This is a genomic window from Arthrobacter sp. CJ23 (assembly GCF_024741795.1).
In the GTDB taxonomy this organism is placed as follows: domain Bacteria; phylum Actinomycetota; class Actinomycetes; order Actinomycetales; family Micrococcaceae; genus Arthrobacter.
This window is the reverse complement of sequence record NZ_CP102950.1, coordinates 1,811,069-1,833,745: the sequence shown is the minus strand read 5'-3', so window position 1 is coordinate 1,833,745 and position 22,677 is coordinate 1,811,069. Positions and strand designations below refer to the sequence as shown.

Here is a 22,677-nt window from a genome sequence, read left to right as displayed (position 1 = left end):
GCTGGGCCCACGGCGTCAGCCGCGCATGGCCCGGCGGGCGCTGTCGGTGCGTTGTGCGGCGTTTCCGATCCACACTTCGGCGGCCAGGATTTTCGCGCCGGACGGGCCTGCCAGGACCGGGTTGAACTCCACCAAGGCGATTTCCGGGTGGTCGTCCTTGAGCCGCGCCAGGCGCGAGGCGATGTCCTCCAGGGCGGCGGTGTCCACGGCTGGAAGGCCTTGGTAGCCGAACAGTTTCCGGGCCGCGTGGGGTGCCCGGATGAAGTCGTGGAGGTCGGCGGAGGACAGCGGCGGGACGCGGTGCGCCCAGTCATCGAGCAGGTTGACGGCGTCGCCGGCCAGGCCAAAGGACACCACGGGTCCCAGCAGCGGGTCCTCGATGGCCCGGAAGGTGCAGGCCTGGCCCACGGGGGCCATGGCCTGGACTTCGAGCGACGGCGAGCCGAAGGGCTCCAGCGCGCGCCGCATCTGGGCGATGTTCAGCCGCAGCGATGCGGGGTCCTGGATGTCCAGCCGGACCCCGCCCAGGTCCAGCCGGTGCCGGAGGGCCGGATCCGTGGTCTTCAGGACCACTGGCCAGCCCAGGTGCCCGGCAGCATCGACGGCCTCGTCTTCCGTGCCGAAACCGAGCGAGGGAAGCACGGCGATGCCGTAGCGGGCCAGCAGTCCTGCGGCAGCACCGGCGTCGAGCTTGACGAGCTTTTCGCCGGTCACCGAGGCCAGCATCCGGTCCAGCTCCTCCCGGGTTCCCTCGGTGTCGCAGCCCTCCGGGTCCACGAACATGCCCTGGTCGCGGTCCAGCCAGTGGGCGTAGCGGACCACGGCCGCGAGCGCCGCCACGGCCGTTCCCGGGTTCGAGTAGCAGGGAAGCGGTGCCTGGCCGTCGTCGCCGCCGAGCAGGCCTTCGGCCAGGATGGAGGGGTCCAGGATCCCCGAGAAGGCGGCCACCACCGGCTTGCCGGCCGCCGCGGCGCATTCGGCGAAGACGGCGGCCAGGGCCTCCACGGTCAGCCCGCGGGCGGGCAGCAAGGCTGCGACGACGGCGTGCACTGCCTCGTCGGCCAGCGTGGCCTGCAGGCTGGCACGGAGGGCCGGCAGCGCCAGGGACATGCCGGCGTCCAGGTCCACGCCCGTGACAAGGCGGTCCACGTCCAGGCCATGCGTGCCGGCACTGTCCGCCACCACTTTGCCGAAGGCCACGGAGTTCGAATACACGACGATGGACGGGCCCTTGGGCAGCGCCTGGCTGGAGACGATCTGGGCCACGTCCATGAGCTCTTCGATGGTTTCGACGCGGATGACCCCTGCCTGGCGCAGCATCGCGTCCAATGCCGAGGCCGGGGCCTGGGTGGTCCGGACTTCGTGGCCCGGGGGCAGCCGGAGCCCGGTGACATCGGATTTGGCGACTATCACCGGTTTGCTCCGCGAGAGCCTGCGGGCCAGCCGGGAGAACTTGCGGGGGTTGCCGATGGATTCGAGGTAGAGGCCCACGGCGGCCGTGCCCGGATCGTCTTCCCAGAACTGCATGACGTCGTTGCCGGAGACGTCGGCCCGGTTGCCGGCGGACAGGAAGGAGGACAGGCCCAGGCGGCGGCGGCTCGCGGCGGCGTACAGCGAAACGCCGATGGCCGCCGACTGGCTGAAGAGGCCCAGTACACCGCGCCGGGGCATGCTGGGCGCCATGGAAGCGTTCAGCGCGACCGCCGGATGGGTGTTCAGGATGCCGAGCGACTCGGGCCCGATGACACGCATCCCGTTGGCCCGGGCCCGCCGCACGAGTTCGTGCTGCTTCGCGAGTCCACGTTCGCCGTCGTCGGCAAAGCCTGCCGTTGCCACCACGATCCCCTTGACGCCCGCGGCGGCGCAATCGTCCACCACCTTGGCCACCTCCGCGTAGGGCACGGCAATGATGGCGAGCTGCACGGGTCCGGGGACCTCGGAGATCCGGCTGAAGGACAGCATGCCGGCCAGTTCGAAGGCCTCCGGGTTGACGGCGTAGACGGGGCCGGTGAAGCCGCCTTCGATGATGTGTTCGAGGAGCTGGTAGCCGATGGTCCCCCATTTGCGGCTCGCGCCGATGACGGCCACCGACGACGGCGCCAGCAGGTCGCGCACGCTGCGTGCCTCGGCGCGGTGCTCGCGGGACTCCATGACGCTCCGGGATTTTTCAGTGGGGTCCACGTTGAACTCGACGCTCACCACGCCGTCGTCGAAATGGCGCTTGAGGTCGTAGCCGGCGTCGGCGAATACCATCAGCATCTTGCGGTTGTCCGGGAGGACCTCGGCGGTGAAGCGGCGGATGCCGTTTTCCCGGGCGGCTGCGGCCAGGTGTTCCAGGAGGATCGAGCCGATGCCGCGGCCCTGGTGGGCGTCGGAAATGTTGAACGCGACCTCGGCTTCGCTGGGGTCCTCGAGGCGGTCGTAGCGGCCGATGCCCAGGATCTCGCCGCCGATGGTGATCACGAACGCCACGCGGTCAACGTGGTCCACCTCGGTGAAGCGGCGCACTTCCTTTCCGCTCAGCTTGGGCTTGAAGGAAAAGAAGCGCATGTAGATGGAGGCCTGCGACTGGCCGGCATGGAAGGCCTGCAGGGCCTCCGCGTCCGCGGGTGAGATCGGCCGCAGATGCGCCGTTCCGCCGTCGCGCAGGACGACGTCGGCCTCCCAATATTCCGGATAAATGCCGACGCCGGGCTGATCCACCATAGGCTTAGCCTAGCCAAAACATCCGCAGTACATCTTTAAGGATCCACCGACCCCATGGCCCGCAGCCAAAACCCCGCACGCACCGGCGAACCCGCAGGGGATTTTACCGAGAACATTGTCGACATCGACGTCACGTCCGAAATGGAAGGTTCCTTCCTGGAGTACGCGTATTCGGTGATCTATTCGCGCGCACTTCCGGACGCCCGCGACGGTCTCAAGCCGGTGCAGCGACGCATCCTGTACATGATGTCTGACATGGGCCTGCGCCCGGACCGCGGCCATGTGAAGAGCGCCCGCGTGGTGGGCGAGGTCATGGGCAAGCTGCACCCGCACGGCGACACGGCCATCTACGACGCCATGGTGCGCATGGCGCAGGACTTCTCCCTGCGCCTGCCGCTGATCGACGGGCACGGCAACTTCGGTTCGCTCGACGACGGCCCGGCCGCGCCGCGTTACACCGAAGCCCGTCTGGCGGCCGCTGCGCTGACCATGACGGACCACCTCGACGAAGACGTGGTGGACTTCGTCCCCAACTACGACAACCAGCTGACCCAGCCCGACGTCCTGCCGGCAGCGTTCCCCAACCTGCTGGTCAACGGCGCCACCGGCATCGCCGTCGGCATGGCCACCAACATGGCCCCGCACAACCTGGCCGAAGTCATCGCGGCCGCCCGGCACCTGATCGCGAACCCGGACGCCACGCTGGCGGACATCATGGCGTTCGTCCCGGGCCCGGACCTGCCCACCGGCGGGCGCATCGTCGGCCTGGACGGGATCCGCGACGCCTACGCCACCGGGCGCGGCTCATTCAAGACCCGCGCCAAGGTGGAGGTGGAGCAGCTCACGGCCCGCCGCACCGGCCTTGTGGTCACGGAGCTCCCGTACATGGTGGGCCCGGAAAAGGTCATCGAGAAAATCAAGGACGCCGTCAACGCGAAGAAGCTGACCGGCATCAGCGACGTCGTGGACCTCACGGACCGCAACCACGGGCTGCGGCTCGTCATCGAGCTCAAGAACGGCTTCAACCCCAACGCCGTGCTGCAACAGCTCTACCGGTACTCGCCGATGGAGGACTCCTTCGGCATCAACAACGTCACCCTGGTGGATGGCCAGCCGCAGACCCTCGGACTGCTCGAGCTGCTGCAGGTCTATGTGGGGCACCGCCTGTCCGTGGTGCGCCGCCGCACGGCGTTCCGCCTGGGCAAGAAGAAGGACCGCCTCCACCTGGTGGAGGGCCTGCTGATCGCGATCGTGGACATCGACGAGGTCATCCAGATCATCCGCTCCTCCGATGAGGTCTCCGCGGCCAGGGAACGGCTGATGTCCATCTACGACCTCAGCGAAATCCAGGCCAACCACATCCTGGAACTGCGCCTGCGCCAGTTGACCAAGTACTCGCGCCTCGAGCTGGAAAAGGAACAGGAGCAGCTGCGCCTGGACATCGCCGCCCTCCAGGCCATCCTGGACTCCGACGTCCTGCTCCGGGAGTTGGTGTCCGGCGAGCTCGCCGAGATCTCCGAGAAGTACGGGACCCCGCGCCGCACGGTGCTCCTCGAATCCGAGGCCGTCTCCCCCACGGTCGCCGCCGCGCTCGCCGCTGCCCCCGGCGCCAAGGGCAAGGCCGACGCGCTGCCCATGGAAATTCCGGACGACCCCTGCTGGGTGCTGCTCAGTGCCTCCGGGCAGATTGCCCGCACCTCCGCCCAGGATCCCCTGGCCGAAGCCGGGCCGCGGAGCAAGCACGATGTCTTCCGTTCCGTGGTCAGGACCACTGCGCGCGGCGAAATCGGTGCCGTGACCTCGCAGGGGCGCATGCTGCGGCTGCAGGTCATGGACATGCCGGTGCTGCCGCCGGTTGCCGGTGTCCCCAACCTGGCCGGCGGCGTGCCAGCCAAGGACTTCATCACGCTGCTCAAGGGCGAAACCCTGGTGGCCTTCGTCCCGCTGGACGTGGTCCTGGCCCTCGGAACGGTCCAGGGCGTGGTCAAGCGCGTCCAGCCGGACTACCCGCTCAACCGGGAAGACTGGGAGATCATCACGCTCAAGGACAAGGACACCGTCCTCGCCGTGGAGCCCGCCCAGGACGACGACGTCGAACTCGTGTTCGTGACGCAGCAGGCCCAGTTGCTGCGGTTCAGTGCCTCGAATGTGCGCCCGCAGGGCCGCACCGCCGGAGGCATGCAGGGCATCAAGCTCGCCGCAGGTGACCAGGCCATCCACTTCGGCACGGTCCGCGCGGACGACCCCGCCGCCGTCGTCGTGACCATTTCAGGGACCCGGGGCGCGCTGCCGGGCACCGCACCGGGAACGGCCAAGGTCACGGCGTTCGAGGAATACCCGGCCAAGGGCCGCGCCACGGGCGGCGTGCGTGCACACCGCTTCCTCAAGGGCGAAGACATGCTGCTGCTGGCCTGGGCGGGGCACGGACCCGCGAAGGCCTCCTCCTCGGCCGGCGTGGCACGCGCCCTGCCGCAGGAACACGGCCGCCGCGACGGTTCCGGCATCCCCCTGTCCCAGCCTGTGGAGGAGATCGGTCCGAGCATGGCCTGGGCGGCCGCCGGGGCCCCAGGAGCGGAGGACTAGGAACAGCCACACCACACGGCGGGGCCGCAGGCAAGACCGTCGGCCCCGCCGTGGTGTTTTCCCTGTCCCCTGGTGGCGCTGTCTAGGGCATCGTGGCGATGCTGAGGATGTTTCCTTCGGAATCGAGGAACCAGCCGCCGCGTTCGCCGTCCGGCATGGTGGCGACGCCGTTCTCCGTCTTCAGTCCCGGGAAGTCGTATTCCTCGAAGACGACGCCACGGGACTTGAGATCGGCCATTTCCTCGTCGAGATTGTCAGTGGTCCACCCCATCTGGGTGTTCTTGGCGCTGCCAGCGTTGGGCGTCTGGTAGATCAGGAACGCCGTGCCGTTCCCGCACTTGTACAGCAGGTTGTCAGTGGCGTCCGGATTGTCCGGTTCCAGTCCGAGCTTGTCCCGGTAGAAGTCCCGGGCGCGGCTGATGTCGCTGGCCGGGAGCACCGCCGCGACGCTTAGATCCTTGAGCATGGCTGTTCACTTTCCGGGCTCTCCCCCGGGATGAACTTTACTCCTGACAGTGCCGCAAGTATCGGGGAAACCGCGTGAACTTTGCGGGCTGGCGGCGTTCGGCGCGGGCGGGCCCTAGACTGGCCGCATGCCGATCATTCCTGAAGACAAAGACTGGACCTGGGTGCTGTCGCGGCCGTGCCCCGAATGCGGTTTCGACGCCAGCACAGTCACCCCTTCCACCGTGCCGGGAACTGTCACCAACATGCTGCCGCGATGGCGCAAGGTGCTGCGCCGCGATGACGTTGCCGTGCGGCCGAACGAGCACGCTTGGTCCGCCCTGGAGTACGCCTGCCATGTGCGCGATGTCTTCAGCCTGTTCGACCAGCGGCTCAACCTGATGCTCAGCGAGGATGACGCCACTTTCGCCAACTGGGACCAGGACCAGGCCGCGATCGACGGCGACTATGCCGGCGCTGATGCCCGCACCGTGGCGGACCAGCTGCAGGCCGAGGGCGAGCAGATCGCCGCGTCGTTCGCCGCCGTCGTCGAGGACGAATGGCAGCGGACCGGAACACGGAGCAACGGCTCCGAGTTCACGGTGCTGACGTTCGCGCAGTATTTCCTGCACGACGTGGTCCACCACCTGCACGATGTGGATGGCTAGAGCAGCTTCTCCCACGACATGGAGCGGTTGACCGCCGTGTAGCCCATGCCCATGTACAGGGCCAGGGCGCCGGTGGGGTTTTCCGAGTCGACGTCGAGTGAGGCCACCTCCATGCCGGAACCGGCGAAGCGGCGCATGGCATCGGCCAGCAGCGCCTGGGCGATGCCGCGCCCCCGGTAGGCACGCCGGACCCCCAGGAGTTCGGTGTAGCCCTCCGCGAAGCCACGTTCGGCCGCCGTGTCCGGATCAAAGCTTGCCAGCTGGTAACCGGCTACCTCGCCGCTGGCACGGTCAACGACCACCGTGCTCCAGTCCGGCCGAAGCTGGGGGTGCTCCAGCGTGAAACGCCAGGATTCCTCGTCCCGCGGCTCGCTCCCCCAATGGTCCCGGAAGGCGTCGTTGTGGGCCAGCCGCACGGGCTCGTGCAGCGACGGCTCCAGGGTGACGAGTTCCAGGCCATCCGCCACTGCCGCCGCCGGAATCGGGACGCTCAGAGACCGGTGCATTTCGTTGTACCAGCGGACCGTCGAATAGCCCAACCGCTGCAGCAACGCCGAACGGCCCTGCTGCACCTCCTCGTTGAAGATCCGCAGCCGTGCCTGCGCCGGTCCATGGCCCTGCCCGTGTCCTGTCGCTGCGTCCGCGGCAAAGCGCGCCTTGGCAAGCCGCTCCTGCCAATCAACAATGGCGGCACCGATGCCCCTGCGCTGCCAGCCGGGGTCCACGCATCCCATGCCGTGGGCCTTGTCACCGTCCGGGTTCTTGGCAATGCGGCCGTAGGCGCGCGGGACGCCGTCGCCGTCGGTCCCAAGCACGGTGTGGGTGCGCGGATCGTTCTTGCTGTTCTCCAGGACCTGGACCAGGTCGGCGTGCTTGTCGAACCAGACAGGATGCTCAGCGGCGGCCGTGCGGGCAATCAGGGCGGCCCAGCTGTCCAGGTCCGCTGCCGTGGCGGGGCGCCAGTCCAGTCCTGTCGCAAGGGGGTCCGGAAATTCCGCCCCGGCGAAGGCTTCTTTGCCGGCGTGCGTGGTGAAAGGTTGCACAGTGGACGGTTGCTCTGTGGAAGACATGCCAACAGGCTACTGAGGAGTAGCCTGTCCCACCAGCTTCGGCTCGCCCGGCGTGCCGAAGCCGGCCCCGCCGTCCGCTGGGGCATCCAGGGCTGCTGAATCCAGGGAAGCCAACTCCAGGCGTGCGTCCGCCGGATCGATGTCCGCCGGGTTGTGCGTCACCAGGACCACCGTGACGTCCTTCAGTCCCGCACGGAGTTCGGCCATCATGGTGCGCGCGGACGCCGCATCCAGGTGCGCCGTGGGCTCGTCCAGCAGCAGGACCGAGGCGCCGCTGAGGAGGGTCCGGGCCATGGCGAGCCGTTGCCGTTCGCCACCGCTCAGGAAGGCCCCGCCGGGGCCGATCCGGGCATCCAGCCCGCCGGGCATTCCCGCCACCAAGGTGGAGAGCCCGACGGCGGCCAGCGCCCCGTGCATGGCGTCCTCGCCTGGCTTGCTGCCGGCGGGCCGGGCCAGGAGGAGGTTGCCGCGGATGGTGGAGTCGAAGAGGTGGGCCTCCTGCGGGCACCAGGCTGCCGTGCCGGTGAGCCGCGCGGTGCCCTCCTGCACGGGGAGGAAACCCAGCAGCACGGAGAGCAGCGTGGACTTGCCGGAGCCGGACGGACCGGTGACGGCGAGCCAGCGGCCCGGGGCCGCCTCGGCACTGAGTCCGCTGAACACGGCCGGACCGCCGGGCCAGGCCGCTGCGGCGTCGTCGAACCGCAGGCCGGGGGCCCGGCCGGGACGGTCGGGCAGGGGCCGGACGCCGGCGTCGGGAATGCCGCGGCCGGGGGCGTCCAGGGCGCCCGAGCCGGCCACGCGCCTGAGGACCGCCGCGAGGGCCGGCGCCTGGCGCACGGCGGTGACCACGGCGGCGTACGGCTCCACGAGCGCCAGCTGCATGAGGACCACGACGGCGGCAATGGCCGGCGCTGCTGCGCCGCCTTCCACGGCCGGCGCGGCGAGCAGGCCCGCCCAGAGGGCTGCCAGCGTGCACGCTAGCACGGTGACGGCCTGGCCCAGCCCCTCGGCCCAGGCGGAGCGCTGGGCCGCTGCCGTGGCGGCACGGTCGCCGCTGCGGAGCCGGCGCAGGACCGCGGCCGCAACGCCGTTGGCGCTGAGTTCGGCCCGGGCGTCCAGGGCGGAGGCGACGCCGTCCAGGACCACCGAGCGGAGCTGTTGTTCGGCCCGGGCGGCGTTCCGGTCGGCCAGCAGAGCGGCCGCGGGAGCAACGAGCAATCCGCAGAGCGCGGCCAGGGCGACGGCGGGCACGGCGGCCGTCACCAGCAGGGCCGTGGCCGTGACGCCGCAGGCCGCGACGGCGAGCGCCGTCAGCGGGGGAAGCACCACCCGGGGCAGCAGGTCCCGGAGCGTATCGACGTCGTCCACCACCGCGCCCAGCACATTGCCGCCCTGCAGCAGGCGCCGGAGGGACAGTGCGCGGCGGCTGAGCGTGGCCCACAGCGAGCCGCGGAGCCGCGTCATGGCGGCGAAGACGGCATCGTGGGTCAGGAGGCGTTCCCAGTAGCGGAGCACGGCCCGGCCGATGCCGAAGAAGCGGACGCCGACGATCGCGCCCAGCAGATAGAGGATGGGCGGCTGTTCGCTGGCGCGAATGATGAGCCATCCGGACAGGCCGGACAGGGCCACGGCGAACAGCGCCGCGAGCGCGCCCACGGCGCCGGCACCGGTGAAGCGCAGCCAGAGGGGGCCGAGGATGCGTGCGAGGCTCCGTCCGGCGCCGGGCACGGCCGTGACCAGGGCAACGGCCGGGGCATCCATGGCCGGGGTCGCGGGTGCCACCGCCGGCAGCGGGTGGGATACGGGGATGGACACGGCCGCCGCCGGGACCTGTCCTTGGCCGTCCACGGCGGATGTCCGGCCATGGACGCCGCCCAGCGTCACCACGTGCTCGGCGAGCGCCCTGGTCTCGGCGTCGTGGGCCACCAGGATCACGGTGGCCGTGCCGCGCAGCGACTCGATGGCAGAGCGCACGGCCCGGGCGGATTCGTGGTCCAGGTGGGCCGTGGGCTCATCCAGCAGCAGCACGGTGGCGCCGGCGTCGAGGCGGGCCAGCCCCCGGGCCAGGGCCACCCTGCGCAGTTCACCGGGGCTCAGTTCCGCGGGGTGCTTCGCCGCGAGGTGGCCCGCCGAGGCCCGCCGCAGGACCGCCATCGCGGCGGCGGCGTCGGCGGCGTTCCCGCCCGCGCCCTGCCCGGGTTCGTCCTGCCCGGCTTCGTTTCCCCTGCCCAGGTACAGGATGATCTCCTCGAGCACCGTGGCTGCGACCATGGCGGGGTGCTGCGGCACCCAGGCCACGGCACCTTCGGCGATCCCGGTGATCCGGCCCGCCACGGCGGCGCCCGCTCCGTCGCCGATGGTTCCGGCCAGGACCCCCAGTACGGTGCTCTTCCCGGCGCCGCTGGGCCCGTCGAGTGCGGTGATCCGCCCCGACGGGGCGTGGAAGTCGAGGGGCCCGACGGCGGCCGCCCGCCGCCCCGTGTACCGCACGCACAGTCCGGCGACGTCGACGCCTGCCGGCCTGCCGTCGTCGGGGTTGCCGCCATCTGGCCCGCCGGAAGCGGACTCCAGCCGCCGGGCACGGGGGGCCTCCAGCACGCCGTTGCTGGCGGCGAGTGCTGCCCGGCCGTCGTCGCTGGCGTGGTGGGCGGTGCCGAGTTCGCGCAGGGGCAGGTAGCAGTCCGGGGCGAGAATCAGGGCCAGCAGTCCGGCTTCCAGGCCCATGTCCCCGGCCACCAGCCGGACGCCGATGAACACGGCCACCACCGCCACGGAGATGGTGGCGATGAGTTCCAGGGCCAGGGCGGAGAGGAAGGCGGTGCGCAGCGTGCCCATGGTGCGGGTGCGGTATTGCTCGGAAATGTCCTCGAGGGCGGCGCGCTGATCGCTGGCCCGTCCCAGCCCAACCAGGACGGGCAGGCCCTTGGCCAGTTCCAGGATGTGCCCGGAGAGGCGGCGGAGGGTGGCCTGGGCCTGGTGCACGCGGTCTTCGGTGTGGCGGCCGATCAGCACCATGAAGAGCGGCACCAAGGGCACGGTCAGGACGATGACCACGGCGCTGACCCAGTCGGCGAACAGGATCCGGGCGCCCAGGAGCAGGGGCACGGTGGCGCAGTTGACCAGGGCCGGCAGGAACTGGGTGTAGTAATTGTCCAGTGCGTCCAGGCCGCGCGTTGCCAGGACGGCGAGTCCGCCGTCGCTCATCCCGTCCCGGGCGTCCGCTGCGCCGCTGTGCAGTGCGCGCGCCAGCAGTGCTGCGCGGAGTTCCTCCTTGACCCCCAGGGCCGCGCGGCGCGCGGCGACGCCCTGGCCCCATACGGCGAAGGAACGCAGCACGGCACCGGCGGCACCCCAGACGAGCTGCTCCCGCCATCCGGTTCCCCCGCCGGCAAGCCCTGCCAGAATCGCGGCCACGGCCTGTCCCATGAGGACCAGCGACAAGGCCTTGAGCGCAGCAAGCAGGCCCAGCAGGTACAGGGCGGCGCGGGTGGACGGTCCGGCGGGGAACTCGGGTTTCATGCGTTACTCCGTGGCGCCGGTGCCAGGTGCCGCGGGCTTGGCCACGAGGACCCTGGCCGCGATGGCCGGGAGGAAGCCGTGGGCCGGCGGGATGTGGGCAGCACTGACGCGGCGGCGGAACACCCAGTAGGTCCAGGCCTGGTAGGCGATCACCAGCGGAAGGCCGAACGCGGCCACGATGCTCATGAGGCCCAGCGTGTAGTCCGAGGACGAGGCATTGGAGATGGTCAGGTTGAAGGCCGCGTCCAGCGTGGACGGGACGACCACGGGGAAAGCCGCCCCGAAGATGGACGCCGTCGCGCAGACCACAAAGACGCCCAGGGCAGCAAACGCCCTGCCTTCGGCGCCCTTCCGGGCAAGGATCCACGCGGCCGCGACGGCCAGGACACCGGCCGCCACCAAGGCCCAGGTCCAAGGCTTGCCGCTGAGCAGCTGCACGGAAACCATCCAGCCCAGCATGGGCAGCACGGCGACCGGGACCAGCCGCACGAACCAGCGCCGCGCCCGGTGCCGGACATCGCCGTCGGTCTTCAGCGCGAGGAATGCCAGGGCATGGATCAGGGCGAAGGCCACCACACCGAGGCCGCCCAGCAGCGCATAGCCGCTGAACCAGGCGAAGGGTCCGCCGCTGCGGTCGCCGTTGGCGTCCAGGGGCAGGCCGGTGGTGGTCAGGGCCAGGGCGGCGCCGATCCCGAAGGCGGCCACGAAGGAGCCGACGGCGATCGCCCAGTCCCAGCCGGTGCGCCAGCGCGCGGAGTCCACCTTGCCCCGGTATTCGAAGGCCACAGCCCGGAAGATCAGCGCCACCAGGACGCACAGCAGCGGCAGGTACAGGGCCGAGAAGAGGGAGGCGTACCAGAGCGGGAACGCGGCGAAGGTGGCGCCGGCGGCCGTCAGGAGCCAGACCTCGTTGCCGTCCCAGACCGGGCCGATGGTGTTCAGCAGAACGCGCCGGTCCGTGTTGTCACGGGCGAACAGCTTCATGAGCATTCCGACGCCAAGGTCGAAACCCTCCAGGAAAAGGTAGCCGGTCCAGAGCACGGCGATGGCCACGAACCAGATGGCAGGCAAGAGTTCCATTGTCGAGATTCCTCTGCTTCCTAGTAGGCGAATGCCAGGACGTCGTCGCCGGACTTTTCCGGGCCTGGCGTTCCGTCGTCGTGCTTGTCGCGCTTGTCGTGGTCCGCGGCGTGGCCGAGCTCCGGCATCGCGGAGGCCACGCCGCCGCGCACGTACTTGACCAGCAGGCGGACCTCGACCACCAGCAGCACGGCGTAGATGGCGGTCAGGACCACCAGCGAGGTCATGAGCTCCCCGGGGCTGACTCCGGGCGAAACCGCCGCGGCCGTGAACATGAAGACCTGGTCGATGCCGTTGGCGTCCGGGTTGGGCGCGACCACGAAGGGCTGGCGGCCCATTTCGGTGAAGATCCAGCCCGCGGCGTTGGCGCCGAAGGGGGCCAGGATGCCGAAGACGGCCAGGCGCATGAGCCAGCGGGACTGCGGGACCGTGCCCTTGCGGGTGGCCCAGAGCGCCAGGAGGGCGGCGAAGGCGGCGACTCCGCCGAAGCCGATCATCATGCGGAAGCCCCAGTAGGTCACTTCCATGACAGGCACGTACTGGATTTCCTGGCCTGCGCGCTCGCCGTAGAGGGGGTTGCCCGGCAGGTGCGTGCCGTACTTGGCCTGGTATTCGCCGAGGAGGCTGTTGACGCCCTTGACCTCGGTGGTGAAGTCGCCCTTGGCCAGGAAGGAGAGGATGCCGGGCACTTCAATGACGGCCACGATGTCGTCACAGTTCTTGGCGCCCAGGTTGCCGACGCTCAGGACGGAGAAGCCGGTGCCGTCATGGCAGGCAGCCTCGGCGGCGGCCATCTTCATGGGCTGCTGTTCGAACATGAGCTTGCCCTGCAGGTCACCGGTGAGGGCCGTGCCGGCGAAGGAGATCATGGCGACGACGGCGCCGATGCGCAGGGAGCGGATCCAGACCTTGTAGTCGGTGGCGTCGCGGCCGGGGATGGCGGCTGCGCCGGGGATGGCCCGGCCGTCCGTGCCCACGGTGTCGATGCCGTCGTGGCGGCGGCGCCAGAGGTGGTACCAGGCGATGCCGAGCAGGAAGGCGCCGGCCACGCCGAGGGCGCCGAAGAGTGTGTGGGGTACGGCCACCAGTGCGGTGTTGTTGGTGAAGACGGCCCAGGCGTCGGTCATGACGGGCCGGCCGTTGACCATATCGACACCCACGGGGTGCTGCATCCAGGAGTTGGCCACGATGATGAAGTAGGCGGAGAAGATCGAGCCCACCACGGCAATCCACAGGCACGCGAGGTGCACGCCGCGCTTGAGCTGCTTCCAGCCGAAGATCCACAGGCCCAGGAAGGTGGATTCGACGAAGAAGGCCAGGAGCGCTTCCAGGGCCAGCGGGGCGCCGAACACATCGCCCACGAAGCGGCTGTACTCGCTCCAAGCCATGCCGAACTGGAATTCCTGCACGATGCCCGTGGCTACGCCCATGATGAAGTTGATGAGGAAGAGCTTGCCCCAGAACTTGGTCATGCGGAGGTATTCGGGCTTGCCCGTGCGGTACCAGAGGGTCTGGATGACGGCGACCACCAGTCCCAGGCCGATGGTCAGCGGCACCATCATGAAGTGGTAGACGGTGGTGATTCCGAATTGCCAGCGTGCAATTTCCAAAGCGTCCATGGCTGTCCTTTGTCCGGTGGACCGAAGTGCGGAGTTTTCTACGTTACGTAGAAAACTACTCTTCTACACAGTGTAGAACAAATGGCCTCGCACGCTTCCCATTCTTCAAGCGGCGTAACAGTGCCGCAAGGCCCACTCGCGCATTGCCGCGCTGAGGCCGCCGCAGGGACGCCCTGGGCCCGGCCTCGCCACGCCCACAGTTCTACCTCGCGTAGAATCAACGGCCGAAAAGCGGTAGATTGATGGTGGAATGTTGGATCATCGCCTCCTGACCGGTCGTAATGGCCGCGGGAGACGGAAGGTAGGGACGTATTGATGGCAAGTCTTGGCGAACTGGAACGGGCGGTCATGGACCTGCTCTGGGCAGGCCACGAGGCTGCAACAGCCAATACCCTCCGCGACCTGCTGGCGCAGGACTCCGCCGCGGTTGACGGGAACGCCGGCCACCAGGGCAAGGATCTCGCGGTCACCACCGTACTGACGGTGCTGTCGCGCCTGGAGAAGAAGGGCCTCGTGGAGCGCGAGCGCGGCACCCGCCCGCACCGCTACCAGGCCGTGTCCAGCCGTGCGGACCACACCGCCGAACTCATGCATGAAGTCCTGGGGTCCGCCCCGGACCGCGAGGCCGTGCTGGCCCGCTTCATCGGTTCCGTCACGGAAAGCGAAGCCGCAACACTGCGCAAGCTGCTCGGCTACAATTAGCCACTATGTTCTGGACCTCATACTTCCTGGCGGTCCTGGCATTGATACTGGCGTGGCCGGTGCCTGTGCTCTTGTCGCGGGCGCAATGGCCCGCACGCGCCCCCTTCACGGCCATGGTGTTGTGGCAGGCCATCGCGCTGGCCGGTGGGCTCTCGATGATCGGCGCGATGCTCGTCTATGGGCTTGAACCGATCGGCGACAATCTCCTCGCCGGGCTCCGCGGACTCGCCGGCATGGTCCTGCGCAACGAGCCCACCACCGCACTGGGCTTCTGGCACCTGTTCGCACTGTCCGCCGCGGCGCTGCTCAGCGCCCATCTGGTGTTCACGCTGCTGCTGACCTACTACAAGATCGAGCGCCAGCGCCGCCGGCACCGGCAGCTGCTGGAACTGCTCGCGTCGCCCTCCGACGACGGCCCGGGCACCGTGGTCATCAACCACGACTCCCCCGTGGCGTACTGCCTGCCGGGCGGCGCGCGCTCGGTGACTGTCCTCTCGGACGGGCTCATGGCGGCCCTGGAGCCGGACGAGCTCCGCGCCGTCCTCATCCACGAAAACGCGCACCTGAGCCAGCGGCACGACCTCCTGCTGTGGGCCTTCGCCGCCTGGCGCCAGGCGCTCCCCTGGTTCCCCACCACGCGGCTGGCCCAGACGGCGGTCAACTCCCTCATCGAAATGCTCGCCGACGACGTCGCACTGCGGACCGAAAGCAAAGGCACCCTCATCAAGGCGATCGCAATCGTCGCCAGCGGCTCCCCGGCACCGGTCGCGGGGCAGGGACCGCTGGCCTTGGCGGGGGCCGGCGTCGAGGACAGCGCCCTGAGCGCCACCGGCGGGGCCGATTCACCGCGCACGACGGCGTCACGCGTCAGCCGCCTGCTCTCACCGAAGCCGCCGCTTGCGAAAGGCCTGCGCGCCCTGGTGCTGGCGGCGTCGGCGATGCTGCTGGCAGTGCCCACGGCCCTGCTGATCGTGCCGGGCCTGCTGGGCTGAGCCCTGGCAGGCAAGCCGTGCCAGGCAGAGCAAAGCCGGCCGGGCTCCGCGTACGGAATCCGGCCGGCCCTTGGCTCCTGCAGCTGTTACTTCAGCGCCATGTTGCCCTTGAATTCAAGGTCCACGTTGCCGGAGCCGCTGCCCTTGGACGTGCCGTTGATCGCCGAGGTGGTCTCGGCGAACGAGAGTGTCGCGTGGGCGATGGCATCGGCCATCTCCTCCAGCACCACGTGATCGACGTTGGCGATGGTGTCGCAGGCACTGTGGTAGCAGGGATCGTAGGCCTCACCCGCCGTGCCCCCGAAGACGTCAGCTTCTCCGGCGGTCTTGATTCCCTCGGCACCGGTGAAGAGTCCGCCGGCGGGAATCCCGTTGTTGATGAAGCCGAAGTAGTCCGAGCGGCCGTCGAACTCGGTGGGGGCCGTCGCCAGGCCCTGTGAGGCGAAGTAGTCGAGGAACACCTGCTCCACCCGCGCCGAACCGTTGGGCCCGGTCTCGCCGAAGGCCGAACCGTCGCCGTCATAGACAAAGCGCACGGCATTGGGCGAGCCCACCATGTCGAAGTTGAGGTTCACCGCATGGTTCTTGAGCTCCCGGGCCGACAACTGGGCGACGTAGAACTCGGAACCGATCAACCCGTCCTCTTCCCCGCCCCAGAACGCGAAGCGGACCCGGTTGACGGGATCATGCCCGGACGCAAGCTGGATGGCCGTTTCCAGGATGGCGGCACTGCCGGTGCCGTTGTCGTTGATGCCTGGCCCCTCGCCGACGGAGTCAAGGTGCGCCCCCACCACCACGGTGCGGTCCGCACGCCCTGCCGTGTCGGCCAGGATGTTGAAGGTGTCCACGGACTTCACCGAAGCATCGACCGTAAGCCGCATGGTCAGCCCGGCCAGGCCCGCCAGCTCCTCGCCGAGCGCAAAGGGCACGCCCACAGCGGGGATGGCGGCGAGCGGCGGATCAAGGGTGCCGAAGATCAAGCCCAGCCGGTCATCCCCCGGGACCACGTTGCCCTGGTTGAAAACGATCACGCCGGAGGCACCTGCAGCAGCGGCGTTGTCCACCTTGAGGCGGAAGGTGCAGGTTCCGCGCTGGATGAGTGCGATGTTGCCGGGCGTGAACCAGGCGAAGTCGCCTGCTTCGCAGCCGCTGGTGGAGGCACGGTCGCCCACCAGGTTGATGTCGACGGCGGAGACGGCGGCCGCTACGTCGCCGGCTCCGGAGTAGCTCATCACCTGGAAGTGGGTGCCGTCCGTGTAGCTTGTCGGGTTGGGCGTCAGCTGCGCGAGCCCGGCCCCTGCCACGATGAACTGCTCGTACGAGAAGTGCTGCCTGACGGGCGCGTAGCCTGCCGCAGCCAACTGGCCTTCGATGTACTGCGCTGATGCCTCGTAGCCGGGGGTTCCCGCCGCGCGGTTTCCGTCATTGGCGTCGGCCACGGCCTGGAGTGCGGCGAGGTGTGTCTGGATTCCGGCCGCGGAAACTGCCTGCCGCAATGCTGCGGTGTCCGTTCCGTTGTCGGCATAGGCCGGCGGTGCGAAACTGACCGCCAAGCCTATGGTGGCGGCCACGGCCGCGCATCGAATATTCCGGTTCTGCTTCATTGGGATCTCCTGGGCTGTTGCACTACCGAATCCGACTCCGGGCACCACTGCCCGGAGCAGTGAGAAGACACTATCGGATCGCCTGCATGCGTGGAAGATCCCCAGCATTCCCGGTGACGCACCGGAGCAACCGTCAGGCGTCGATGCGTTCCCGGTCCAGGCTCGACGCACCCGCAATGATGAATTCCTTGCGCGGGGCGACGTCGGATCCCATCAGCAGATCGAAGACTTCCTCGGCCCGCTGGGCACTCTCGATGCCCACCTTGCGGAGCGTGCGGTGGCTCGGATCCATGGTGGTTTCCGCGAGCTGTTGCGCATCCATTTCACCGAGGCCCTTGTAGCGCTGGATCGGCTCCTTGTAGCGCTTGCCCTCCTTCGCCAGCTGGGCCAGCAGCACGTGCAGCTCAGCCTCGGAGTAGGTGTAGATCATCTCGTTGGCCTTCTGGCCTGCATTGATGACCTCCACGCGGTGCAGCGGCGGCACGGCGGCGTATACACGGCCCTGCTCCACCATCGGGCGCATGTAGCGGAAGAAAAGCGTCAGCAGCAGGGTACGGATGTGTGCGCCGTCGACGTCGGCGTCGGTCATGAGGATGACCTTGCCGTAGCGGGCGGCGTCGATGTCGAAGCTGCGGCCAGAGCCCGCCCCCACCACCTGGATCAGCGCGGCGCATTCGGCGTTGTTGAGCATGTCGCCCACGGACGCCTTCTGGACATTGAGGATCTTGCCCCGGATGGGCAGCAGGGCCTGGAAGTCGGACGAGCGGGCCAGCTTGGCCGTGCCCAGGGCCGAGTCACCTTCCACGATGAACAGTTCAGAGCGCCCGACGTCGTCCGTGCGGCAGTCTGCCAGCTTGGTGGGCATCGAGGACGTTTCCAGGGCGTTCTTGCGCCGCTGGGTTTCCTTGTGGACGCGCGCCGAGATGCGCGACTTCATCTCGCTCACGATCTTTTCCAGCAGCAGGGCCGACTGGGCCTTGTCGTTGCGGTTGGCGGAGTTGAGCCGGGCGGTGATCTCCTTCTCCACCACCCTCGCCACGATTGCCCGGACGGCGGAGGTGCCGAGGATTTCCTTGGTCTGGCCCTCGAACTGCGGCTCGGCCAGGCGGACTGTCAGCACGGCGGTGAGCCCGGCCAGCACGTCGTCCTTTTCGATCTTGTCGTTGCCGGCCTTGAGCTTGCGGGCGTTCGTTTCCACGGCCTTGCGGAACGTCTTCAGGAGCGCTGCCTCGAAGCCGGCCTGGTGCGTGCCGCCCTTCGGCGTGGCAATGATGTTCACATAGCTGCGCATGGTGGTCTCGTAGCCGATGCCCCAGCGCAGGGCGATGTCCACTTCGCAGTCTCGCTCCACCTCGGCGATCTTGCTGTGGCCGTTTTCGTCCAGGACCGGCACGGTCTCCTTGAACTTGCCGGCCCCGTGCAGGCGCCAGACGTCCGTGACGCCCGCATCGGCGGCGAGGAATTCGACGAACTCCGAGATGCCGCCGTCGTGGTGGAACACCTCTTCGTGGCCGCCGTGTTCGCCCGGCGTGCCGGGCAGCCTGCGTTCGTCCCGGACAGTGATCTTCAGGCCGGGCACCAGGAAGGAGGTCTGGCGGGCGCGGGCCGCGAGCTCGTCATAGGAGAACTTGGCGTCCGGGGTGAAGATCTGCCGGTCTGCCCAGTAGCGCACGCGCGTGCCGGTTACGCCGCGCTTGGCCTTACCGACGACGTCGAGCACCGAGTCCTCCACGAACGGCTCGAAGGGCGCGGCGGGGTTGGGCTTGGAGCCGGTGTCCTTGAACCGGCCCGGCTCGCCGCGGCGGAAGTTCATCTGGTAGGTCTTGCCGCCGCGGTCCACCTGGACGTCGAGGCGGCCGGACAGCGCGTTGACCACGGAGGCGCCCACGCCGTGCAGGCCGCCGGAGGCGGTGTAGGAGCCGCCGCCGAACTTGCCGCCGGCGTGCAGCTTCGTGAAGACGACCTCGACGCCGGTGAGCCCGGTCTTGGGTTCGACGTCCACCGGGATGCCGCGGCCGTCGTCGTGGATTTCCACCGAGTTGTCCGCGTGCAGGATGACCTTGATGTCGTGGCCGAAGCCGGCGAGGGCCTCATCCACGGAGTTGTCGATGATTTCCCAGAGGCAGTGCATGAGGCCGCGCGAGTCCGTGGAGCCGATGTACATGCCGGGGCGCTTGCGGACCGCTTCCAGACCCTCCAGCACAGACAGATGCCGGGCGTTGTATTCAGAACTCGGTGCCACTCGCGGTGCGCTCCTTCGGGGGATATCTCAAGGCAAACAGTGCTCATACTAGGCTAGTCGCCCCGGTCCCGTGGCATGGGCTGTGACTCCCGAACGTGCCGGACGCCACTTCCCTGCGTTACGGACATGTGATACGCGGACAGCGAACGTGATCCATCCTTGGCATGGTTTGGCCACAAATGCTGGTTATATGGGTATACAGAACTACTAAGGAGGCCGACATGACAACAGCAGTTGCAGACCGCACGCTCAACGCAGTTGACCGGTGCGACCGTTGCGGGGCACAAGCATATGTCCGCGCTGTACTCGAATCCTCCGGTGGGGAGCTGCTCTTCTGCGGCCACCACGCACGCGCAGTTGAGGCCACGCTCCGGCCAATGACCTCCGACTGGCACGATGAGACGGGCCGCCTCAACGAGAAGGCACCCGTCCCGGTCGACTAGACGGGAAGACGCCGGCGCATCACGCCGGCATACCATTTCACAGCAGCAGGGTCCCTCCTACCGGAGGGGCCCTGCTGCTTTTTTCATGCGGCACGACGGGGCGCCTCGCTCGGTGGCAGTCTGCAGACAACGGTGGGAACGAAAGCGGGCCCCTCCGGAGAAAATCCGGAGGGGCCCGCAACACGTTCAAAGCCGGGACGCTCTAGTCCAGGTAGTCCCGCAGGACCTGGGACCGGGACGGGTGCCGCAGCTTGGACATGGTCTTCGATTCGATCTGGCGGATGCGCTCACGCGTGACGCCGTAGACCTTGCCGATTTCGTCTAAAGTCTTCGGCTGGCCATCGGTCAGGCCGAAGCGCATGGCCACAACGCCGGCCTCGCGCTCGGACAGGGTGTCCAGGACGGAGTGCAGCTGCTCCTGCAGGAGCGTGAAGCTCACGGCGTCCGCCGGGACAACGGCTTCGGAGTCCTCAATGAGGTCACCGAACTCGGAGTCGCCGTCTTCACCCAGCGGGGTGTGCAGGGAAATCGGCTCGCGGCCGTACTTCTGGACCTCGACAACCTTTTCCGGGGTCATGTCCAGCTCGAGAGCCAGCTCTTCCGGCGTAGGTTCGCGGCCGAGGTCCTGCAGCATCTGGCGCTGCACGCGGGCAAGCTTGTTGATGACTTCCACCATGTGCACCGGGATGCGGATGGTGCGGGCCTGGTCGGCCATGGCGCGGGTGATGGCCTGGCGGATCCACCACGTGGCATAGGTGGAGAACTTGAAGCCCTTGGTGTAGTCGAACTTCTCGACGGCACGGATCAGGCCCAGGTTGCCTTCCTGGATGAGGTCCAGGAACAGCATGCCGCGGCCGGTGTAGCGCTTGGCCAGCGAGACAACGAGGCGCAGGTTGGCCTCAAGGAGGTGGTTCTTGGCGCGCTTGCCGTCGTGGATGACGAATTCGAGCTCACGCTTGAGCTTCGGGTCCATCGAGCCGTCGTCGGCGTTGATCTTCTCTTCGGCGAACAGGCCTGCTTCGATCCGGAGGGCGAGGTCGACTTCCTGCTCGGCATTCAGCAGGGCAACCTTGCCGATCTGCTTCAGGTAGTCCTTGACGGGGTCGGCCGTGGCGCCGGCCGACATGACCTGCTGCACGGGGGCGTCGTCGTCGTCGGCGTCGGAGTAGACAAAGCCGGAACCGGTGGCGGCAGGCTTGTCCTTGGCGGCTGCGCCGTCCTCGGCGTCGTCCTCGCCGAGTTCGGCATCGGGGGCCGCGGGGTCGAAGTCCTCGTCCTCCACGTCAACGTCCTCGGCGTCTGCATCGCCGGACTTGCTTGCGGCTTCGGCCGCAGCCTTGGCGCCGGGCTTGGGCCCGCGCTTCTTGGGTGCCGGCTTGTCGGAGGCGCTGGCGCCTTCAGCTGAAGCCTTGTTGGCAGCACGTGTCGCCGCGCGCTTCGCAGACGTAGCCGCCTTCTTTTCTTCGGCGGACAGTTCGGCCTGGGCGGCGGGTTCCTTCTCGGCGGAAGACGGGGTCACAGAAAACCTTTCTAGCGGCGGTCTGTGGAATCACCATACGGGCAACACCACTATGACCCTGTCAAGTCCGCGATCAACATCAAATGCGAGCGCCGCCTGCAGAGCCACTAAGTAGAACTCCCGACGGCACCGGAATGTTCCCTGGTCCAGGGGCATTTCGGGCATTCGATACACGGACCCAACCGGGTCTCGGCAACCATTGTCTCACGGTTTTTCCGAATCGAAAGGCGGGGCACGGCCGTCAGCTCAGGCCGCCGCGCCGCCAAACTTCCGCCATGCCGCCTCGCGCCGCCGGGCCCAGCCGCAAATCGTCCCGCGCCGCACCACTCGCCCAGGAGTTCGGCAAGCCGGTAGCCGGGTTGTTCGGCGTCCGCCCGAACGAAGTGCCCGTGGGCGAAGGAGCCGCTCCCCTTGCACCAGTGGATCCATCCCTGCAGGGTCAGGATCGCCGCGAGGGCCTCGCCGCCGCCGGCGTCCCGCAGGCCGGAGAGGACCGCTTCAAGCCGTTCCATGCGGGGCCAGTCCGGAATCCGGGGGTGAAGTCCGAGCAGAACATCTCCGTAGCTGAGGGGAGCGCCGTCGGCATTCGCGTCCGTGCCCGCCGTGTCACCGGCCGTGCCCGCCACCTTCGGAACATCGAGGGGAGGCCCGTCGTCGTTGGCGGTGAGGTACCCGAACGCTTCGGCCCCGCGGCAGGCTGCCGAGGTGCCGGCGGCGGCCATCACCGCCACGGCATCCCGCCAGGCGGGCACGCGCAGGCTCGCCCGCAGGAAGCCAAGCAACTCCGGCGTCAACGGGGCGTCCGGCCCGTCGAGGATCCGGCCCCACAGCTCCAGCACGGCATCCAGGCTGCGGCGGCTCCGCCAATGCAGGAGCATCTGTGCAAGGTGCCGTTCCTCGGAATCCAGGGTGCCGAGGTGGCGCGGGTCCGCACCGAGCGGTATGCCCGCGGGCGGCGGATTGGCCACGCTGCTCCCCCGGTACACCATTTCGGCGTTGATCCTGCTGTCCCGGATCTGCTCGACGGGCCGTCCCGGCGCCGGGCAGCACGCGGCGTCCGTGCAGTATGCGCTCCGCCAGTACTCGGTACCGACAAGCCAGGCTTCCCGGACGCAGGGTCCGCTGCCGAGCACTTCCTGCAGCTCCGCCAGCAGGGGCATGTTGCGGTCCAGCAAGGTTCCGTCCTGCCAGCCGGCATCGGTGAAGACGGCCAGCAGGACGCCGTCGGCGCGTTCATCAGCGGCGAGGTAGTCCCGCACCCTGGCGGCAAAGAGCGGCAGGAGGCTCCGTGATCCGCCGGCGGGCAAGTCCACCCGCAGGGTGGCGCCGAGCGTGTTGCCCTGCATGGTGATCGCAACGAGGCTGTCGGTGGGCCAATAGCCCAGGACGTGCGGAATGAAGCCCAGAACGTCCTCTGGCTGGCTGATGGTCATGCGTTCTTTGGAAGTCATGGTTCCAGCATCGGCAGCGCAACCCGGGCATGACA

Annotated in this window: 15 protein-coding genes; 5 read left to right on the top strand and 10 right to left on the bottom strand. The window is 68.6% G+C overall.

Features of this window, described 5'->3' with window-relative positions; all coding sequences use genetic code 11:
• Positions 1–15 precede the first annotated feature (15 nt).
• Positions 16–2,706, bottom strand: coding sequence for a bifunctional GNAT family N-acetyltransferase/acetate--CoA ligase family protein (locus NVV90_RS08090; RefSeq protein ID WP_258440661.1), 2,691 nt, complete (start codon positions 2,704–2,706; stop codon positions 16–18).
• 54 nt (positions 2,707–2,760) lie between these two features.
• Between NVV90_RS08090 and NVV90_RS08085 the strand changes: the two genes are divergently transcribed.
• Positions 2,761–5,289 carry a DNA topoisomerase (ATP-hydrolyzing) subunit A gene (locus NVV90_RS08085; protein WP_258440660.1) on the top strand — a complete coding sequence of 843 codons (2,529 nt, stop codon included), beginning with the start codon at positions 2,761–2,763 and terminating at the stop codon, positions 5,287–5,289.
• Positions 5,290–5,371: 82 nt separating this feature from the next.
• On the opposite strand, the gene NVV90_RS08080 is transcribed toward NVV90_RS08085, so the two are convergent.
• A complete protein-coding gene (locus NVV90_RS08080; RefSeq protein ID WP_258440659.1) occupies positions 5,372–5,755 on the bottom strand; it encodes a VOC family protein in 384 nt (127 codons plus the stop codon).
• 127 nt (positions 5,756–5,882) lie between these two features.
• On the opposite strand from NVV90_RS08080, the gene NVV90_RS08075 reads away from it, so the two are divergent.
• Positions 5,883–6,401, top strand: a complete 519-nt coding sequence (locus tag NVV90_RS08075) for a DinB family protein (RefSeq protein ID WP_258440658.1) — start codon at positions 5,883–5,885, stop codon at positions 6,399–6,401.
• On the opposite strand, the gene NVV90_RS08070 is transcribed toward NVV90_RS08075, so the two are convergent.
• From NVV90_RS08070 to NVV90_RS08055, 4 genes are read right to left on the bottom strand one after another with little or no spacing between them, the layout of a single operon-like run.
• Positions 6,398–7,471, bottom strand: a complete 1,074-nt coding sequence (locus NVV90_RS08070; protein WP_258440657.1) for a GNAT family N-acetyltransferase — start codon at positions 7,469–7,471, stop codon at positions 6,398–6,400. The genes NVV90_RS08075 and NVV90_RS08070 overlap by 4 nt on opposite strands.
• Positions 7,472–7,480: 9 nt before the next feature.
• Entirely contained in the window at positions 7,481–10,990 is a 3,510-nt protein-coding gene (gene cydD, locus NVV90_RS08065; protein WP_258440656.1) for a thiol reductant ABC exporter subunit CydD, read from the bottom strand.
• Positions 10,991–10,993: 3 nt separating this feature from the next.
• Complete coding sequence (gene cydB, locus NVV90_RS08060; protein ID WP_258440655.1) at positions 10,994–12,070, bottom strand: cytochrome d ubiquinol oxidase subunit II; 1,077 nt, start codon at positions 12,068–12,070, stop codon at positions 10,994–10,996.
• Positions 12,071–12,090: 20 nt separating this feature from the next.
• On the bottom strand, positions 12,091–13,689 hold the full coding sequence (locus NVV90_RS08055) for a cytochrome ubiquinol oxidase subunit I (protein WP_258440654.1): 1,599 nt from the start codon (positions 13,687–13,689) through the stop codon (positions 12,091–12,093).
• A gap of 315 nt (positions 13,690–14,004) precedes the next feature.
• On the opposite strand from NVV90_RS08055, the gene NVV90_RS08050 reads away from it, so the two are divergent.
• Both NVV90_RS08050 and NVV90_RS08045 read left to right on the top strand, forming a co-directional pair.
• Entirely contained in the window at positions 14,005–14,391 is a 387-nt protein-coding gene (locus NVV90_RS08050) for a BlaI/MecI/CopY family transcriptional regulator (protein WP_258440653.1), read from the top strand.
• A 5-nt stretch (positions 14,392–14,396) separates the two neighbouring features.
• Positions 14,397–15,383: a M56 family metallopeptidase gene (locus NVV90_RS08045; protein ID WP_258440652.1), complete on the top strand. Its 987-nt coding sequence runs from the start codon at positions 14,397–14,399 to the stop codon at positions 15,381–15,383.
• A gap of 86 nt (positions 15,384–15,469) precedes the next feature.
• On the opposite strand, the gene NVV90_RS08040 is transcribed toward NVV90_RS08045, so the two are convergent.
• Positions 15,470–16,987 (bottom strand): M28 family peptidase, encoded by a 1,518-nt coding sequence (locus NVV90_RS08040; RefSeq protein WP_258440651.1) that lies wholly within the window; start codon positions 16,985–16,987, stop codon positions 15,470–15,472.
• A gap of 133 nt (positions 16,988–17,120) precedes the next feature.
• The gene (locus tag NVV90_RS08035; protein ID WP_258440650.1) at positions 17,121–19,229 is read right to left on the bottom strand and encodes a type IIA DNA topoisomerase subunit B; all 2,109 of its coding nucleotides are present in this window, start codon (positions 19,227–19,229) and stop codon (positions 17,121–17,123) included.
• Between the two features lie 221 nt (positions 19,230–19,450).
• On the opposite strand from NVV90_RS08035, the gene NVV90_RS08030 reads away from it, so the two are divergent.
• Positions 19,451–19,672 (top strand): hypothetical protein, encoded by a 222-nt coding sequence (locus NVV90_RS08030; protein ID WP_258440649.1) that lies wholly within the window; start codon positions 19,451–19,453, stop codon positions 19,670–19,672.
• Positions 19,673–19,874: 202 nt separating this feature from the next.
• Here NVV90_RS08030 and NVV90_RS08025 read toward each other — a convergent pair whose 3' ends face one another.
• Both NVV90_RS08025 and NVV90_RS08020 read right to left on the bottom strand, forming a co-directional pair.
• The gene (locus NVV90_RS08025; RefSeq protein ID WP_258440648.1) at positions 19,875–21,191 is read right to left on the bottom strand and encodes an RNA polymerase sigma factor; all 1,317 of its coding nucleotides are present in this window, start codon (positions 21,189–21,191) and stop codon (positions 19,875–19,877) included.
• A 107-nt stretch (positions 21,192–21,298) separates the two neighbouring features.
• Complete coding sequence (locus NVV90_RS08020) at positions 21,299–22,642, bottom strand: DUF4192 domain-containing protein (RefSeq protein ID WP_309304104.1); 1,344 nt, start codon at positions 22,640–22,642, stop codon at positions 21,299–21,301.
• Between the last annotated feature and the right edge of the window lie 35 nt (positions 22,643–22,677).

Coding starts and splice junctions, on each gene's coding strand:
- NVV90_RS08090 (WP_258440661.1), bottom strand. CDS start 2,706: ATGGTGGATCAGCCCGGCGTCGGCATTTATCCGGAATATTGGGAGGCC.
- NVV90_RS08085 (WP_258440660.1), top strand. CDS start 2,761: ATGGCCCGCAGCCAAAACCCCGCACGCACCGGCGAACCCGCAGGGGAT.
- NVV90_RS08080 (WP_258440659.1), bottom strand. CDS start 5,755: ATGCTCAAGGATCTAAGCGTCGCGGCGGTGCTCCCGGCCAGCGACATC.
- NVV90_RS08075 (WP_258440658.1), top strand. CDS start 5,883: ATGCCGATCATTCCTGAAGACAAAGACTGGACCTGGGTGCTGTCGCGG.
- NVV90_RS08070 (WP_258440657.1), bottom strand. CDS start 7,471: ATGTCTTCCACAGAGCAACCGTCCACTGTGCAACCTTTCACCACGCAC.
- cydD (WP_258440656.1), bottom strand. CDS start 10,990: ATGAAACCCGAGTTCCCCGCCGGACCGTCCACCCGCGCCGCCCTGTAC.
- cydB (WP_258440655.1), bottom strand. CDS start 12,070: ATGGAACTCTTGCCTGCCATCTGGTTCGTGGCCATCGCCGTGCTCTGG.
- NVV90_RS08055 (WP_258440654.1), bottom strand. CDS start 13,689: ATGGACGCTTTGGAAATTGCACGCTGGCAATTCGGAATCACCACCGTC.
- NVV90_RS08050 (WP_258440653.1), top strand. CDS start 14,005: ATGGCAAGTCTTGGCGAACTGGAACGGGCGGTCATGGACCTGCTCTGG.
- NVV90_RS08045 (WP_258440652.1), top strand. CDS start 14,397: ATGTTCTGGACCTCATACTTCCTGGCGGTCCTGGCATTGATACTGGCG.
- NVV90_RS08040 (WP_258440651.1), bottom strand. CDS start 16,987: ATGAAGCAGAACCGGAATATTCGATGCGCGGCCGTGGCCGCCACCATA.
- NVV90_RS08030 (WP_258440649.1), top strand. CDS start 19,451: ATGACAACAGCAGTTGCAGACCGCACGCTCAACGCAGTTGACCGGTGC.
- NVV90_RS08020 (WP_309304104.1), bottom strand. CDS start 22,642: ATGACTTCCAAAGAACGCATGACCATCAGCCAGCCAGAGGACGTTCTG.